Here is a 14,730-nt window from a genome sequence, read left to right on the forward strand (position 1 = left end):
CGGTGCGACCGTGTCCTTCCCCGCCGTGCAGCAGTGCGGCGACCGGCAGACCGGCTGGACGGACCCCGACCCGTCGGCCGAGCACCCGGCGCCCACCCTGATCGCCACCGCGGCGATCGCGACCGCGCCCGCGGCCGCCGCACCGGCCGACCTCGACGCGGGCGCCGAGCTGGGCCAGGTGCTCACCGGAATCCTGGTGCTGGCCGCCGGGTGTGGCGCGGTGGGGGTGATGCTGGTCCGGCGCACCGGCGGCTGAATCGCGGCCCGCCCGGTCCCACCTCGCCGTCGCTCATCACCTCATTGGTAATGAGAATGACTACGGTTAGATATAGTCCTCCTGTGGCCTTGCGAGCGGATCGTGCCCCCCGGACAGCGGGCACCGTCGTCGGCCGGACCGGACGGCACCCGGATCCGTCGACGGTCGGGGGTGGCGGGCACACCGCGGCCGCCCTCGAGATCACCGGTCTGACGATCCGGGTGTCGGCGATCACCCCGGTGGCCGGTCTCGATCTGCGGATCCCGGCCGGCGGCCGGCTGGCCCTGCTGGGCGCGTCCGGATCCGGCAAGAGCCTGACCGCCGCCGCCGTGGCCGGCTGCCTGCCGGCCGGGGCGGGCACCGGCGGGTCGGTGCGCGTCGGCGGCATCGAGGTGCTCGACCGGCCGACGGCCCGGCGGCCGGCCGGTGCGCGGGTCGGGCTGGTCGTTCAGGATTCGGCCACCGCGCTGAACCCGATGGTCACGGTCGGCCGGCAGGTGCGCCAACCGCTGGTGCGTCGCGGCCGGTCCCGGGCCGCGGCCACCGGTGAGCTGTCCGGGTTGCTCGCCGCGGTCGGCATCGAGGACCCCGCACGGATCCTCGCGTCCCATCCCGGTGCCCTGTCCGGTGGTCAGCGGCAGCGGGTCTGCCTGGCCCTGGCCCTGGCCTGCGAGGTCGGCCTGCTGGTCGCCGACGAGCCCACCACCGCCCTGGACGTCGTCACCCAGGCCGCCGTGCTGGACCTGCTGCGGGACCGGACCGGCGGCACGGCCGGGCCCGCCCTGCTCTTCATCACCCACGACATCGCCGTCGCGGCCGCGCTCTGCGACGAGATCGCCGTGATGGATGCCGGTGTCGTGGTCGAGCAGGGCCCGGCCGGCGAGATCCTGGGCGCGCCGGCCCATCCGGTCACCCGCCGGCTGATCGGCTCGGCCCGGGACATCGAGCGGGACCTGCTGGCGGCCGTCGCGGCCGCCATGCCCGCCGCCGGTCGGGCGTGATGAGCACCGGGGGCACCGGGCTCGCGGGATCGCTCCAGGCGCGGGGGGTGCGACGGATGTACCGCCGGCGCCGGGGACCGGAGATGGTGCACGCCCTGGCCGGGGTCGACCTGACCGTGGCCGCCGGTGAACGGGTCGGCATCGTCGGATCCTCGGGCTCGGGCAAGTCGACCCTGCTCCGGCTGCTGCTCGCGCTCGAATCCGCGGACGCCGGCGAGATCTCCTTCGACGGGCGGGCGGTCCGGCCCGGCGGGATCCGGGCGTTGCGCTGGTACCGCCGGCAGGTCCAGTACGTCCCGCAGGACCCGGCCGGCTCGCTCGACCCGCGGCGCCGGGTGGCGGACCTGGTGGCCGAGCCGCTGCGCCGGCTGCAGGTCGCCGGCGATCATCGCGCCCGGGTGGCGGAGGTGCTGGCCGCGGTCGGCCTGGACCGGCAGTACCTCGCGCGCACGCCGCACCAGCTCAGCGGTGGGCAGTGCCAGCGGGTGGCGATCGCCCGGGCGCTGGCTCCGGGGGCCCGGCTGATCCTGGCCGACGAACCGGTCAGCGGGCTGGATCTGCCGCTGCGGCAGCAGGTGCTGGCGGTCCTCGGTGAGGTCTGCGCGACCGGCGGTACCGGTCTGGTCATCGTCACGCACGACCTGTCGGTGGTGTCCCGGCTGTGCGGCCGCGGCGTCGTCATGGACGCCGGACGCATCGTCGAGGATGCCGCCACCGCCGACCTGCTCACCCGGCCGCGGCATCCGGTGACCCGGCGCCTGCTCGACAGCATCCCGCGCCTGACGACCCCATGAGCGCCCGCACCCCGCCGCGGCCGACCGCCGTCGTCCGCACGTTGCTGGCGACCCAGTTCGCCTTCAACGTGGGCTTCTACGCCGTCGTGCCGTTCCTCGCGGTCCGGCTGCACGAGGACCTCGCGGCGACCGGCACCGCCATCGCGGTCACCCTCGCCGTCCGCACGTTCAGCCAGCAGGGGATGTTCGTCGTCGGCGGGGCGCTGGCCGACCGGTACGGCGCCCGCCGGGTCATGGTCGCCGGCACGGCCGTCCGCTCCCTCGGATACCTCGCCCTGGCCCTCGCCGGGTCCGTGCCCTGGATGATCGTCGCCGCCGCGCTGACCGGGATCGGTGGTGCGCTGTTCTCGCCGGCGCTGGAATCGCTGCTCGCCGCCGGCGGCACCGATCGGTCGGCGCCCGCCGGCCCCGCCGACGGCGGCCCCGACAAACCCTCTCGGGAGCGACTTTTCGCGCTGCTGGCGGTCTGCGGCGAGGTCGGCGCGGTGCTCGGGCCGGTGCTGGGGGCGCTGCTGCTGATGCACGGCTTCAGCGCGGTCGCGCTGGCCGGCGCCGCGCTGTTCGCCGTGGTCGGGGTGGTCCTGTGGCTCGTGCTGCCGCCGGGCCGGGCCCGCCGGCCCGGGCCGCGGGTCGATCGGGGGGCCGATCGGCCGGAGCCGCCGTCCTGGCGGGCCGCCCTGCGGGACCGGCGGTTCGTCGTCTTCTGCCTGGCCTACAGCAGCTACCTGCTCAGCTACAACCAGCTCTACGTCGCCCTGCCGGTCGAGCTCGACCGGATCAGCCCGGGCACCGGCACCGGAGCCGGTGATCGCGCGCTGGCCGGCCTGTTCCTGCTGGCCGCCGGGCTGATCGTCGTCGCCCAGCTGCCGGTGGCCGCGCTGACCCGGCGGCTGCCCGTCACCGTGAGCCTGCCGGCCGGTTTCCTGCTCATGGCAGCCGGTTTCGCCGTCGTCGCGGTGGTCGCGCCGCGGCCGCCGGTCGTCCCGCTGCTGCCCGCGATCGCCTGGGTCGTGCTGCTGACCCTCGGGCAGATGACGGTGGTGCCGGTGGCGATGGATCAGGTCGGACGGTTCGCCGGCCCCCGCCCGGCCGGCGCCTACTACGGCGCTCTGGCCACCGCTGGCGGCGTCGCGGTGCTGCTCGGGTCGCTGGTGACCGGGCCGTTCCTGGACGCGGCCCGCCACGCGGTGCCGGGGGCCGGCACGGCCTGGTGGCTAATGGCGCTGTTCCCGGCCGTCAGCGCCGTCGTGCTGGCAATGCTCTTCCGCCGGGCCCGGCCCCGGGCCTCCGATGATTCGCCCTCCGACCCCATCCCCACCTCCACGAGAAACGGACACCCATGATTCACCGCGGCACCTTTACGACCGGACGTCTGCGGACCGGCTCCCGCGCCGGCCTCGGCGCGCTCGTCCTGACCGGATCCCTGCTGCTCACCGGCTGTTTCGCCGCCCCGGCGGGTTCATCCGGCGGCCCGACCACCTCGTCCGGCGCCTCCGGGGGAGCCGGGTCGGCCGGGGAGCCGGGCGCCCGGGTCCGGGTGGCCCACCTGCTGCCGCCGCGATCGGGCCTGTCGCAGTTCAGCGACGACGCGTTCAAACTCGCCCGGTGGTCGACCGCCGAGACGCTCGTCGTGCTGGACGCCAACGGCGACGCCCAGCCCGCGCTGGCCACCGCCTGGGAGCAGGTGAACGACACCACCTGGACGTTCACGCTTCGCGAGGGCGTGAAGTTCCACGACGGCAAGGACTTCGACGCCGCCGCCGCGGTCACCGCGCTGACCGCGGCGACCAAGGCCTCGCCCAAGCCCCGCATCCTCGACGGCGTGGACCTGACGGTCGCCTCGGACGCCCCGAACACGCTCACGGTGACCACCGGGAAGGCCGATCCGCTGATCCCGCAACGGTTGTCGAGCCCCCAGCTGTCCATCCTGTCGCCCGACGCCTACGGCGCCACGGTCGATCCGATCATGCACGGCACCGGGCCGTTCGAGCTCGTCGCGGTGGACGGGACGACGTCGGCCACCCTGAACCGCTTCGACGGCTACTGGGGCGACAAGGCCGCGGCGCCCGGCATCGACGTCAGTTTCGTCCCCGACGGCACCGCCCGCGCCGCGGCGCTGCGCACCGGCACCGCCGACGTGGTCGAGGCCATCCCGGTGGCCCAGGCGGCGGTCGTCGACCCGAGCCTGATCCACGAGGTGCCGATGCCGCGGACCAACACGCTCTACCTGAACAACCGCACCGGGGTGTTCGCCGACCCGGCCGTCCGCGCCGCCGCCCGGGAAGCCATCGACCCGCAGGTGATCGTCGACCAGGTCTACGAGGGCCGGGCGGACGTCGCCAAGGGCCTGCTCGGCCCGGCGCTGCCGTGGTCGGCCGACCGCCCGCAACGGACGCAGACCGCCGCCGCGACCGACATCGCCGCCCGCAAGCCCACGATCACCGTGGGCACCTTCACCGACCGGGCCGAGCTGCCCGAGGTCGCCGTCCAACTGGAGCAGCAGCTCGAGGCGGCCGGGTTCGAGGTCGAGCAGGTCGTCCGCGAGTACAGCTACATCGAGCAGGACGCGCTGGCCGGCACGTTCGACGCCTTCATCCTGTCGCGGGGGACCGTCCTGGACTCCGGGGACCCGGTCGCCTACCTGTACTCGGACTTCTCCTGCCAGGGGTCGTTCAACATCTCGCAGTTCTGCAACCCGGACGTCGACGCGGCGCTGGCCACCGCGGCGGCCATCCCGGCGGGGCCCGAGCGTCGGGCCGCGATCCTGCAGGCCGAGAAGCTGATCCTGGAAGCCGACGCCGCGGTGCCGATGCTGCACGAGCGGGTCATCCAGGGCGAGCAGACCGACGTGACCGGCGCCGCGCGGGACCCGCGGGAGCGCACGCTGATCACCACCGACACCCGGGCCGGCTGACGTGACCGGCGGGCACCCGGACGGGCGGACGGGGGTAGCCACCCCGCCGAAGCAGGGGCCGGTCTCGGCTTCGGGTCCGGTCCCGGGCCCGAGTCACGGGCCGGTGCGCGGGCCGGTCGGACCGTCCGACGGAGCCCGCCCCGTCGATGCGCCCGTCGGCGGCGCCCGGCGCGCCCGGGCCGGATGGGCGGGCAGTCTGATCGCGCCGGCGTCCCGGATCGGCACCCTGTTCGGGGTGGTGGCGGTGGTCGGGCTGCTGCCCTGGTTCTCCGGGCGGGACCCGGCGCAGACGGTCCTACGCGCCCGGTCGGCCGAGCAGGAGGCGACCGCGGAGGCGCTGGCCGCCATCCGGGCCGACCTGGGGCTCGACGTCGGACCGGTGGATCTGGTGACCCGCTGGGTGTCCGGGGTGGTCCGCGGCGACTTCGGCAGTTCCTGGGTGAACGGCCGGCCGGTGCTGCCGGGCATGCTGACCGCGCTGTCGGTCTCGCTGACGCTCATGGTGTTCGCCGTCGCGGTGGCGCTGCTGGTCGCGGCGGCGATCGTGATCCCGGCGCTGGTCGCCGGTCTCCGGGGCCGGCCCGGCCGGACGTCCGGGGTCGTCGCCGCGACACTGACCGCGCTGCCGGAGTTCTTGCTGGCGTCGGTGCTGCTGCTGGTCGGCGCGGTCTGGCTCGGCTGGTTCCCGCCCTACGGCTGGTCCGGTCCGGCCTCCGCGGTGCTGCCCGCCCTGGCCCTGGGCCTGCCCGCCGGAGGGCTGATCGGCCGGCTGGCCGCGGACGCGGTCACGACTAGCTTCGCCGAGCGCTGGGTGCTCACCTGGGCCGTCGCCGGCTTCGGTCGCGCGGCGATCGCCGGGGCCGTGCTGCGCCGGGCCGTGCCGGGTTTGCTGCCGCAGATCGGTCTGGTCATGGTGGCCATCACCGGCGGCGCGGCCGCCGTCGAGGTGGTCTTCGCCATCCCCGGCCTGGGCCGGGCGGCGTTGGGTGCGGCCAACTCTCAGGACATCCCGGCCCTGCAGACGGCCGTGCTGCTGTTGCTCGTCCTGGGCATCGGGTTCGGTGTGCTGGCCGAGATCGGCCGGCGGCTGTTGCTGGGGCGGGCGCTGCGCGCCGGGGAGCTGCCGGTCCCGCCGGTGGCGCCGGGGTCCGGCCGGCGCGGGATGCTCGTGCCGGCGGTGATCCTGCTCGCCCTGGTGGTGATGGTTCTCGCCGGCATCGGGCGCGATCCGCTCATTTCGGCCCGGCCGCGGCTGGCGGCGCCGGGCGCCGGCCTGCCGTTCGGGGCCGACGCCAGTGGCCGCGACCTGCTGGCCCGGGTCGCCCACGGCGCGGTGGCGACGGTGGGCCTGGCCCTGGTCGTCACGATCGTCTGCACGGTGATCGGGTTGCTGTTCGGGCTGGTTCCGCGGCTGGCCGCCGGGCCGATCGAGGTCGCGAACGCGGCGCCCCCGATCATCACCGGGCTGCTGATCGCCGCGGTGCTGGGCGCGGGCCCGTTCGGCGCCGCGGTGGCGGTCACCATGGTCGGCTGGGCGCCGCTGGCCGCCCACACCGCGGCCCTGTCCGCCGAGGCCCGGGCCCAGCCCTACGTCCGGATCCTGCCGGTGCTCGGCGTCGGCCGGCCGCGGATCCTGTTCACCGCGGTGCTGCCGGCCGTGATCGGGCCGGTCGCCCGGCACGGCCTGCTCCGGCTGCCGGGCAACGCCCTGGCCCTGGCGGCCCTCGGCTTTCTGGGGTTGGGCTCCCAGCCGCCCACCCCGAACTGGGGTCTGGTCCTGGCCGAGGGGATGCCGTACGTGGAACGGGCGCCCTGGGTGGTCCTCGCCCCGATCGGTGCGCTGGTCGCGGTGTCGGTGCTGGCCGTGTCCGCCTCGGCGCTCGGCCCGCTGCGTCGCCGGCGGACGGGCTGAGCCGTCCGTCCGGGTCCTACCCGGCCAGGGCGGGGACCTCGGGTCCGGCCGGCCGTGCCGCGGGGCCGGCGGTCGCCGGTCCGCGCCGCGCGGCCACCGCCCGGCGCCGCCGTGGCCAGCCGGTGCACTGCACGATGACGACCGCCCCGAGCACCAGCAACGCGCCGACAGCCTGCGGGGCGGTGAGCGTCTCGCCGAAGACCAGCGCCGCGGAGGCGACGGTGACGACCGGCTCGAGGATGGACAGGATGGCCGCCTTGGACGGCCCGACCCGGACCAGGCCGGCGAAGAAACAGAGCACCGCCCCGACCGTGCTGATCGTCGCGATCGCCACCAGCCACCACCAGCCGGCCGGGGCGAACCCGAGATCGGTGGTGCCGCGGACGGTCCCGGCGACCGCGAAGGTGCCGAAGGCCCCGCAGCAGACCAGCGCGGACAGGGCCAGCGGGGGCAGGTCGGCAGTCAGGCCGTCGCCGACGAGGATGTAGACCGAATACGTCAGCGCCGCGCCCAGGGCCAGCAGGGCCCCGGTCAGGTCGAAGCCGCCGGACGCGGCCCCGGCCAGCACCAGCCCGATCCCCGCCAGCGCCGTGACCAGCGCGCTGCACCGGCGCACCGAGGCCCGCTCGCGGCGCAGCAGGATCGCGCCGGCCATGACCAGGACCGGGTACACGTAGAGGATCAGCGCGACCAGGGATGCGTCGAGGCGGGTCAGGGCGGAGAAGTAGAGCCCGGCCTGCAGGGCGAACCCGGCCGCCCCCATGACCAGGCCGATGACGATCGACCGGCCCCGCACGTGCCGGAACGACCCGCGGGCGAGCGCGAGCGCGAGCAGCACCGCGCCGGCGAGCCCGAACCGCACCAGCAACAGGGCGTCCACCGACACCCCCTGGTCGTAGGCGAGCTTGGCGAACACGGCCATGACGCCGTAGCCGGCGGCGGAGATCAGACACAGTGCGGTACGCACCGGACGATCATTGAACGGGCAATCGTTCACGTCCATCGCGAGTTCGTACACACCAATGTGTAGCTACAGTGAACAGATGCTCGATCTGCACCGGTTGCGCCTGCTGCGCGAGGTGGCCGCCCGCGGCACCGTCCACGCGGCGGCCCGGGCCCTGGGCTACACGCCCAGCGCGATCTCCCAGCAGCTGGCGGTCCTGGAACGGGAGGCGGGCGCCCCGCTGCTGGAGCGGGTCGGGCGCAACGTCCGGGTGACCGACGCGGGGGCGGTGCTCGTCCGGCACGCCGAGTCGCTGCTGGCCGGGGTCGAGGCCGCCGAGGCCGAGCTGGCCGCGGTCGCCGCCGGTCGGGCCGCCGGGGTGGTGCGGGTCGGGGCGTTCCAGTCCGCCTTCCTGGGGATCGTCGTGCCGGCGGTCCGGTCGCTGACCGCCAGCCATCCGGACATCCGGGTGACCGCCACCGAGATCGAGGTGGAGGAGGCCGCCCCCGCGCTGCGCCTGCAGCAGCTGGACGCGGTGGTCGGCGACGAGTACTCCGGGCAGCCCCGCGCCGTGCACGCCGACCTGCACCGGGAACCGCTGCTGCGCGAGCAGATCCGGCTGGTGCTGCCCGCCGACCATCCCGCGGCGGCCGCCGGGCGGGTGCGGCTGGCCGTGCTGGCCGGGATGTCGTGGTCGGCGTCGCAGCCGGGCACCGGCCACCGGGAGATGCACATCCGGGCCTGCCGCGAGCTCGGCGGTTTCGAGCCGGACCTGCGGTACAGCTCCGACGACTTCTTCACCCAGCTCGAACTCGTCCGGGCGGCCGGCGCCGCGGCCCTGATGCCCGAACTCGGCCTGGCCCATTCCAGCGCCGACGTGGCGGTCCGGTCGATCGCGGACGGTGCCGTCGGGCGGGAGGTCTTCCTGCTCACCCGCGCCGCCCGGACGCCGGCCGTCGGGGCGGTGGCCGGGGCGCTGCGGCGGGCCGTGGCGGGTCAGCGGGTCGTGCTCGCACCGCCCGCTCCCTGATCGGGGGCGTCCGGCCGGGGCGTCCGGCGGCCGGCCGGACGGCGGTGGGAGCCGGGTGCCGGCGCGTGGCCGGCGACCGGGTCAGCCGCGGCCGCCCGGCACCGGGACCACCAGGACCGGCCCGGTGGCGGCGGCGATGAGCTCGTGACTGGTCGACCCGAGGACGAGGCCGGCGAGGGAGCCGTGCCCCCGGCTGCCGACCACGGTCACCTGGGGCGGGACCGAACCGGTCAGCTCGGCGAAGCGGGCCAGGCACCGGGCCGGCCGGCCGTTCATCAGCCGGGCGTGCACGGTCACCTCCGGATACTTGGCCGCCCAGCCGGCGAGCTGCTCGGACAGCACCGCCTCGTCCTCCTCCAGCTCGACCGCGAGCGGGCGGACCGGACGCCGGGCGAAGCCCTGATGCGCGACCAGCCGATCCCCGGCCAGCACCGCGATCAGCTCGACACCCCGCCGGGCGGCCTCGTCGAAGGCCAGATCCAGCGCGGGCTGGCTGCTGCCCAGCGGATCGACGCCGACCAGTACCGGTCCCGTCATCGGGATCTCGGCCCCCGCGGGCAGGGGCACCACCGCGACCGGCGATTCGCCGCGGGCGGCCAGATGCAGGGCCACCGACCCGGTGAGCACCTCGGGCAGCCGGCCGGAGCCGCGGTTGCCGACCACGGTCATCACCGCCGACCGGCTGGCCTGCACCAGCGCCGGCCGCGGGTCGCACAGCCGGTACTCGCCCTCGACGGTCAGGCCCGGATGCCGGTCCTGCAGCCGCCCGACCACGCCGTCCACCAGCGCCTGCCCGATCGCCGGCCAGCCGGCGGTGTACTCACCGGCCTCCGGGACCCCGGGCAGCCCGGCCGGGTACGGCCGGAACGCGGTCAGCACGTGCAGCGTCGCGTGCCGGCGAGCCGCCTCGTGGGCGGCCCAGTCGGCGGCGTGCGCCGACTCCGCAGATCCGTCGACGCCGACCACGACGACCGACGACACCGTTGCGGACATCATCGTCCCCTTCCGTGAGGTTCGCGGGACCGCTCAGCCCAGCCGGGCCGCGACGAGCCGGCCGACCATCTCGGGCAGGGCCTCGTCGTGGATCGATCCGCGGAGCTCGTGCATCGCCCGGATCGACGCCAGGTGGATCTGCCGCGCGGAACAGGTGCCGTCGAACTGGCGGGTGAGCTGCAGGATGGTCGGCCCGAGGAGCCGGGCGAGGTCCTCCTCCCGATCCCGGTGGATCGGGAGGTGCGCCGGCCGCCGGGCGGTGCCGGTCACCATGTGGAATCACCCCGCAGGACCACGTCGGAGCCGCCGTCGACGAAGACGACCTGACCGCACAGGTGAGTGTTCTCGGTGCTGGTCAGCCAGGCGATGAGGGACGCGCAGGCGGCCGGCTCGGCGACCCCGTGCAACGGCATCGGCACGAGCTCGAGCAGGCCGGCGGTCGCCTCCGGCGTGCTGATCAGCTCCGCGGTCATGGGCGTGCGGATGATGCCCGGGGCGATCGCGTTGAGCGGGATCCCGGCGCCGGCCCAGTCCGCGGTCGCGGCGTGCCGGCGGATCCACCGGGCGAGCGCGCGCTTGCTGGTGGCGTAGATCGTCTCGCCGCCACCGCGGGCGAGCTTGCCGGCGAGCTCCATGGCGTCCGCTTCGGTGCCCTCCAGCAGGGTCCGCTCCAGTTGCTCGTCGACCGGCATCAGGGAGGCCATCGACACCGTCGCGACCGCGCGCGGGTTCGGCGACCGCAGCAGCAGGGGGCGCAGGCCCTCCAGGGTGGCCACGGCGCCGTAGTAGTTGACCGCGACGGTCGCGGCGGTCGGCGTGGCCAGCCCGGCATTGGCGACGACGGCATCGACGTGCCCGCCGCTGCGCGCGGTCACCCCGGCCACCATGGCCGCCCGCCCGGCCTCGGTGGACAGGTCGGCGACCACCTCGGCATGGTGCCGATCCACCCCGATCACGACGTCGCCGCGCGCCCGCAACCGGGTGGCGGTGGCCAGTCCGATCCCCGAGGCCGATCCGGTGATGACGTACGTACGCATGGGCTTCTCCGATCACGCGAGCACCTCCAGCGTGATCGGACCGGGCCCGGCGACCCAGGGCCGATGGTCCCGAACCGCCGGCCGGGTCGGCGTGCCGGGCGGGCGTCTCAGCGGGGTCGGCCGACCAGGGTGCGGGTGCCGTCCCGCCAGACCACCAGCCCGGTCCGGCCCGGCCGGGTGGCCAGCCAGTCCGCGGCCTCGGGCCCGCGGGCGTAGGCCGCGGTCGCGTCGATGTCGGCCCAGGTCAGATCGGTGCCGACGACGGTCACCGCGGCGACCGCGGCCGGCGCACGCCCGGTCCGGGCATCGACCAGGTGGGCGCCCCGGTGGGCGGTGCCGGAGGTCGCGACCGCCCCGGTCCGGATCGGCACGACGGCCAGCACCCGGCTCGGGTCGAACGGGTCCTCGATGCCGATCCGCCACGGAGGCGCACCCGGCCGGTCGGCCCGGCAGGTCAGGTCACCCCCGGCGGACAGGCAGAAGTCGGTGTCCGGCAGTTCCCGCAACGCCGCCGCCGCCCGCTCGACCGCCCATCCCTTCACCACCCCGCTCGGATCCAGGACCGGGGCGCCGTCCGGACCCGGCCGCCGCACCGCGAAGGCGCCGCCCGACTGCGCCTCGGCCAGCTCGCCCAGCGCCAGCACCTCCGCGACCTCCGGCGGGCAGTCGGCCGGTCCGACCTCACCCCGGCCCAGGCGGGAGATCACCGAATCCGGCCGGTAGGTGCTGAACACCAGGTCGGCCTCCCGCAGGCTCGCCATCACGTGGATCCAGGCCGACCGCCCGGCCTCGTCGGCGGCGTGCCGGCCGCGCAGGGCCAGGCTGATCGGCATGCCCATGACGTGCGCGACCGACCGGACGATCGGCTCGGTCCCGGGGTCCACCGGCGTCGTGGCGGTCACCGCCCGGCCTGGTCCAGCGCGCTCTGCAGCGACTGGACGTACCCCTCGCTGGTGATGGTGGCGCCGCTGACCATGTCGATCGACGCGCTCTGCGCGGAGATCGTCTCGTCGATCAGGATCGGCAGGGCCCGCGCGTTGATCTGCTGGTCCTTGCCGTTCTCGTGCGGGTACTGGACCACCGAGACGTCGGTGATCCGGCCGGCCTCGACGGTGATCTGTACCTGGACCGGACCCCACCTGGTCTGGGCGACCGAACCGGTCACCGTCGACGCGGCCGGCGCCGCCGGCGTCGATCCGGCGCTCGTGGACCCTGCTGCGGTGGTCGGGGCGGCCGTGCTCGGGGCCGATCCCGGGGCGGAGGGGGTGGTGATCCCCCCACCGGTCGAGCCGGTGGAGCCGGACGACCCCGCGCCGGCCGTCGCGGCGCTGCCGGCGGTGGTCGCCGGCGATCCGCCGCTGATCGGTGCGATCGCCGCGCTGTCCGCGGTGGTCGTCATCCGCGAGGACGTCGAGGTGTGGTAGCCGAAGAGCAGGATCAGCACGGTCAGCGTGCTCATCGACCACAGCACGATGCGTTTCATTCGGGTCACCAGCCAAAGGATTCGGTGTGGATGTGGTCGGCGGGCACCCCGGCCGCCCGCGCGGAGCGGGCGACGTCGGCGGTCCAGGCCTCGGGCCCGCAGATGAAGACGTCGTGCTCGTCGACGCGCGGGACGAGCGCCCGGAGGGCGGCCTCGTCGTCGATCGCGGGCACGCCGGACCCGAGCCACGACCCCGGTGAGCGCCGGTGTCCCGGCAACCGGACCACGCGAAGCCCACGGGTCGCGTGCAGCGACCGGAACTCCTCGTCGAACAGCGGCCGGTCGGTGAACCGGTGGATCAGGACCGCCTCGTCCGGGCCGTAGTCCAGCGATTCGGCCAGGGCCCGCAGCGGGGTGATCCCCACGCCGGCGCCGATCAGGGCCACCCGGCGCCGGGTGCGGGCCCGGGCGGAGAGCCGCCCGTACGGGCCCTCGACCAGGACCCGCGTACCCGGCCGCAGGTGCAGGAGGGCTCCGCTGCCGTCGCCGACCACCTTGGCGGTGAACCGCATCGCCCCGCCGGCCGGGGCGGCCGACAAGGAGTACGGGTGCGCCCGCAGCCAGCCGCGCCCGGTCAGGAAGCGGAAGGTGAAGAACTGGCCGGCCTCGGGACGGGGGCCGCGGTCGCGCCCGGACAGGTGGACGGACACCACCCCGGGGGCCTCGACGACGACGCCGGTGACCCGTAGCCCGTACCGGGCGCTGCGGAGCAGCGGCAGGCCGACCCGCCAGATCAGCACGGCACCGGCGGTGACGATCCAGGCCGTCCACCAGAACACCGTGCGGGCCGTCGAGGCCAGGAACTCCTGGCCGGTCCAGAGCTGGTGCGGCAGCGCGAGGAAGACGCCGAGGTAGGCATACAGGTGCAACAGGTGCCAGGACTCGTACCGCAGGCGACGGCGGGCGGCGCGGACGCTGGTCACCACGACCATCACCAGGCAGGCCGTGCCGGCGACCGCCAGCAGCATGCCGGGGTAGTCGACGGTGAGGGTCCAGAACGTACCGACGGACGCCCGCAACCGGCCGTCCGCGTATCCCAGGGTGATCAGCCCGATGTGCGCGAGCATCAGGGTGAACGAGGTGAAGCCGACCAGCCGGTGCAGGCGGGTGAGGCGGTCCTGCCCGAAGGCGTGCTCGAGCGTCGGGATCCGCGCCATCAGCAGGACCTGCGCCAGCAGGAGGACCGAGGCGACCAGCCCGGTCAACCGGCCGGTCGAATCCAGCGCCGTCGGCAGGGTCGCCAGATCCTGGAAACCGCCGCCGGCCGCCCACCAGTACGCCACGAGGAGCAGCGCCGACCACAGAAGCACGATCGCGCCGAGCCGGACCGCGGCGTCGAGCCGGGCCCGCGTGCCGTCGACCGGGCGGATGCCGTCCACAGGTGGGGTGCCCGGCACCGGCGGTCGGGCCGTCACGGCGGTCATGCCATTGCTCGCTCGGACATGGGGGTCCCTCGGATGTCGACGGACCGCAGGCGGATGCTTGCGGATTCAACAATCCTCGGTGGGGCAGGTCAGAGTTTTCTCAAACCGGCCGGTTTCCGGCCATCTGCACAGCAGACCCACAGGCCGTGCGCCCGCCCCGCTGATCATCTCGGCGATTCGTCCCCGGAAGGCCGGCGATTGCGGCGAGTTGATCCGCGGCGCATGCGGTCCGACCGGCGGGTCAGCCCCGCCCGGGACCGGCCGGACCGTGCCCGTCGGGGCGTCCGCCCGGCGGCCCGGCAAGCGGAGCACCCAGCCGGCCGTCCAGCCGGCCGTCCAGCGGGCCGCGCATCACCTGCTCCGTCCCCGGCCCGACCCGCGGCGGCCCGTCGTGACCCACCTGGCCGGCCACCCCGACGGTGGCCGCGGCGACGGTGACGGCGGCGGCGATCAGGAGCGGCATCCGGTGCCGGGCGGCGGTGCGGTAGGTGTGCCGAGCACCCAGCCGGGCCCGGCGCAGCGCTCGGCGGGTCAGGGTGGCGGCCATCGGCAGGCCCTTCTGCTCGATCCGGTGCGGATGCGGCCGGGGGCCGGCCCGGATCGCCCGGCCGGCGCGGAACCCGGACCCGTCCAGGGTGGCCGTCCGTGCTCAGAGCCGTCTCAGATCCCGTCGGCCCGGCGCCGGGTGACGACGTACGCGACGGTACCGGCGGCCAAGACCGCCGTGCCGGCCAGCACCGACGACGCCGGCAGGAAGCAGGCCAACCCCAGGCAGCCCGCCAGGCCGAGCACCGGCACCGCGCGCGGTGGTCGCCCTTCGTCAAGGGTGAGCGTCCGGGCGGCCGCGTTCGCGACCGCGTAGTAGGCCAGCACGCCGAACGAGGAGAAGCCGATCGCGCCGCGCACGTCGACGGTCGCGGCCAGGACGGCGACCACCGCGCCG

Annotated in this window: 14 protein-coding genes and 2 pseudogenes; 7 read left to right on the plus strand and 9 right to left on the minus strand. The window is 75.5% G+C overall.

Annotation, left to right across the window (positions count from 1 at the left end):
- The 6 genes and pseudogenes from ACOJUF_RS15140 to ACOJUF_RS15165 all read left to right on the plus strand — a co-directional run.
- A pseudogene (locus ACOJUF_RS15140) lies at nt 1-256 on the plus strand (hypothetical protein); the annotation flags it as partial.
- 83 nt (nt 257-339) lie between these two features.
- Complete coding sequence (locus ACOJUF_RS15145; protein WP_420122660.1) at nt 340-1,257, plus strand: ATP-binding cassette domain-containing protein; 918 nt, start codon at nt 340-342, stop codon at nt 1,255-1,257.
- A 56-nt stretch (nt 1,258-1,313) separates the two neighbouring features.
- A complete protein-coding gene (locus ACOJUF_RS15150) occupies nt 1,314-2,051 on the plus strand; it encodes an ABC transporter ATP-binding protein (protein WP_420122661.1) in 738 nt (245 codons plus the stop codon).
- Nucleotides 2,048-3,394 (plus strand): MDR family MFS transporter, encoded by a 1,347-nt coding sequence (locus ACOJUF_RS15155; RefSeq protein ID WP_420122662.1) that lies wholly within the window; start codon nt 2,048-2,050, stop codon nt 3,392-3,394. The genes ACOJUF_RS15150 and ACOJUF_RS15155 overlap by 4 nt, the downstream gene beginning before the upstream one ends.
- Entirely contained in the window at nt 3,391-4,965 is a 1,575-nt protein-coding gene (locus tag ACOJUF_RS15160; RefSeq protein WP_420122663.1) for an ABC transporter substrate-binding protein, read from the plus strand. Before ACOJUF_RS15155 ends, ACOJUF_RS15160 begins: the two co-directional genes overlap by 4 nt.
- A 103-nt stretch (nt 4,966-5,068) precedes the next feature.
- The gene (locus ACOJUF_RS15165; protein WP_420122664.1) at nt 5,069-6,877 is read left to right on the plus strand and encodes an ABC transporter permease subunit; all 1,809 of its coding nucleotides are present in this window, start codon (nt 5,069-5,071) and stop codon (nt 6,875-6,877) included.
- A gap of 16 nt (nt 6,878-6,893) precedes the next feature.
- On the opposite strand, the gene ACOJUF_RS15170 is transcribed toward ACOJUF_RS15165, so the two are convergent.
- Nucleotides 6,894-7,844 carry a DMT family transporter gene (locus ACOJUF_RS15170; protein WP_420122665.1) on the minus strand — a complete coding sequence of 317 codons (951 nt, stop codon included), beginning with the start codon at nt 7,842-7,844 and terminating at the stop codon, nt 6,894-6,896.
- 76 nt (nt 7,845-7,920) lie between these two features.
- On the opposite strand from ACOJUF_RS15170, the gene ACOJUF_RS15175 reads away from it, so the two are divergent.
- Complete coding sequence (locus tag ACOJUF_RS15175; RefSeq protein ID WP_420122666.1) at nt 7,921-8,850, plus strand: LysR family transcriptional regulator; 930 nt, start codon at nt 7,921-7,923, stop codon at nt 8,848-8,850.
- A gap of 81 nt (nt 8,851-8,931) precedes the next feature.
- Here the strand turns inward: ACOJUF_RS15175 and ACOJUF_RS15180 are convergent, their stop codons facing one another.
- The 8 genes and pseudogenes from ACOJUF_RS15180 to ACOJUF_RS15215 all read right to left on the minus strand — a co-directional run.
- Nucleotides 8,932-9,843, minus strand: coding sequence for a universal stress protein (locus ACOJUF_RS15180; protein ID WP_420122667.1), 912 nt, complete (start codon nt 9,841-9,843; stop codon nt 8,932-8,934).
- 33 nt (nt 9,844-9,876) lie between these two features.
- Nucleotides 9,877-10,116 carry a hypothetical protein gene (locus tag ACOJUF_RS15185; RefSeq protein WP_420122668.1) on the minus strand — a complete coding sequence of 80 codons (240 nt, stop codon included), beginning with the start codon at nt 10,114-10,116 and terminating at the stop codon, nt 9,877-9,879.
- Nucleotides 10,110-10,880 carry an SDR family oxidoreductase gene (locus ACOJUF_RS15190; protein ID WP_420122669.1) on the minus strand — a complete coding sequence of 257 codons (771 nt, stop codon included), beginning with the start codon at nt 10,878-10,880 and terminating at the stop codon, nt 10,110-10,112. The genes ACOJUF_RS15185 and ACOJUF_RS15190 overlap by 7 nt, the downstream gene beginning before the upstream one ends.
- A gap of 107 nt (nt 10,881-10,987) precedes the next feature.
- Nucleotides 10,988-11,782, minus strand: a complete 795-nt coding sequence (locus ACOJUF_RS15195) for an FAD:protein FMN transferase (RefSeq protein ID WP_420122670.1) — start codon at nt 11,780-11,782, stop codon at nt 10,988-10,990.
- The gene (locus tag ACOJUF_RS15200; protein WP_420122671.1) at nt 11,779-12,363 is read right to left on the minus strand and encodes an FMN-binding protein; all 585 of its coding nucleotides are present in this window, start codon (nt 12,361-12,363) and stop codon (nt 11,779-11,781) included. Before ACOJUF_RS15200 ends, ACOJUF_RS15195 begins: the two co-directional genes overlap by 4 nt.
- A 5-nt stretch (nt 12,364-12,368) precedes the next feature.
- Nucleotides 12,369-13,787 (minus strand): ferric reductase-like transmembrane domain-containing protein, encoded by a 1,419-nt coding sequence (locus tag ACOJUF_RS15205; protein ID WP_420122672.1) that lies wholly within the window; start codon nt 13,785-13,787, stop codon nt 12,369-12,371.
- Between the two features lie 241 nt (nt 13,788-14,028).
- Nucleotides 14,029-14,334, minus strand: coding sequence for a hypothetical protein (locus ACOJUF_RS15210; RefSeq protein WP_420122673.1), 306 nt, complete (start codon nt 14,332-14,334; stop codon nt 14,029-14,031).
- A gap of 113 nt (nt 14,335-14,447) precedes the next feature.
- Nucleotides 14,448-14,730 (minus strand): annotated as a pseudogene (locus ACOJUF_RS15215) (amino acid permease); the annotation flags it as partial.

The organism is Nakamurella sp., from assembly GCF_048594475.1.
Lineage (GTDB): Bacteria > Actinomycetota > Actinomycetes > Mycobacteriales > Nakamurellaceae > Nakamurella.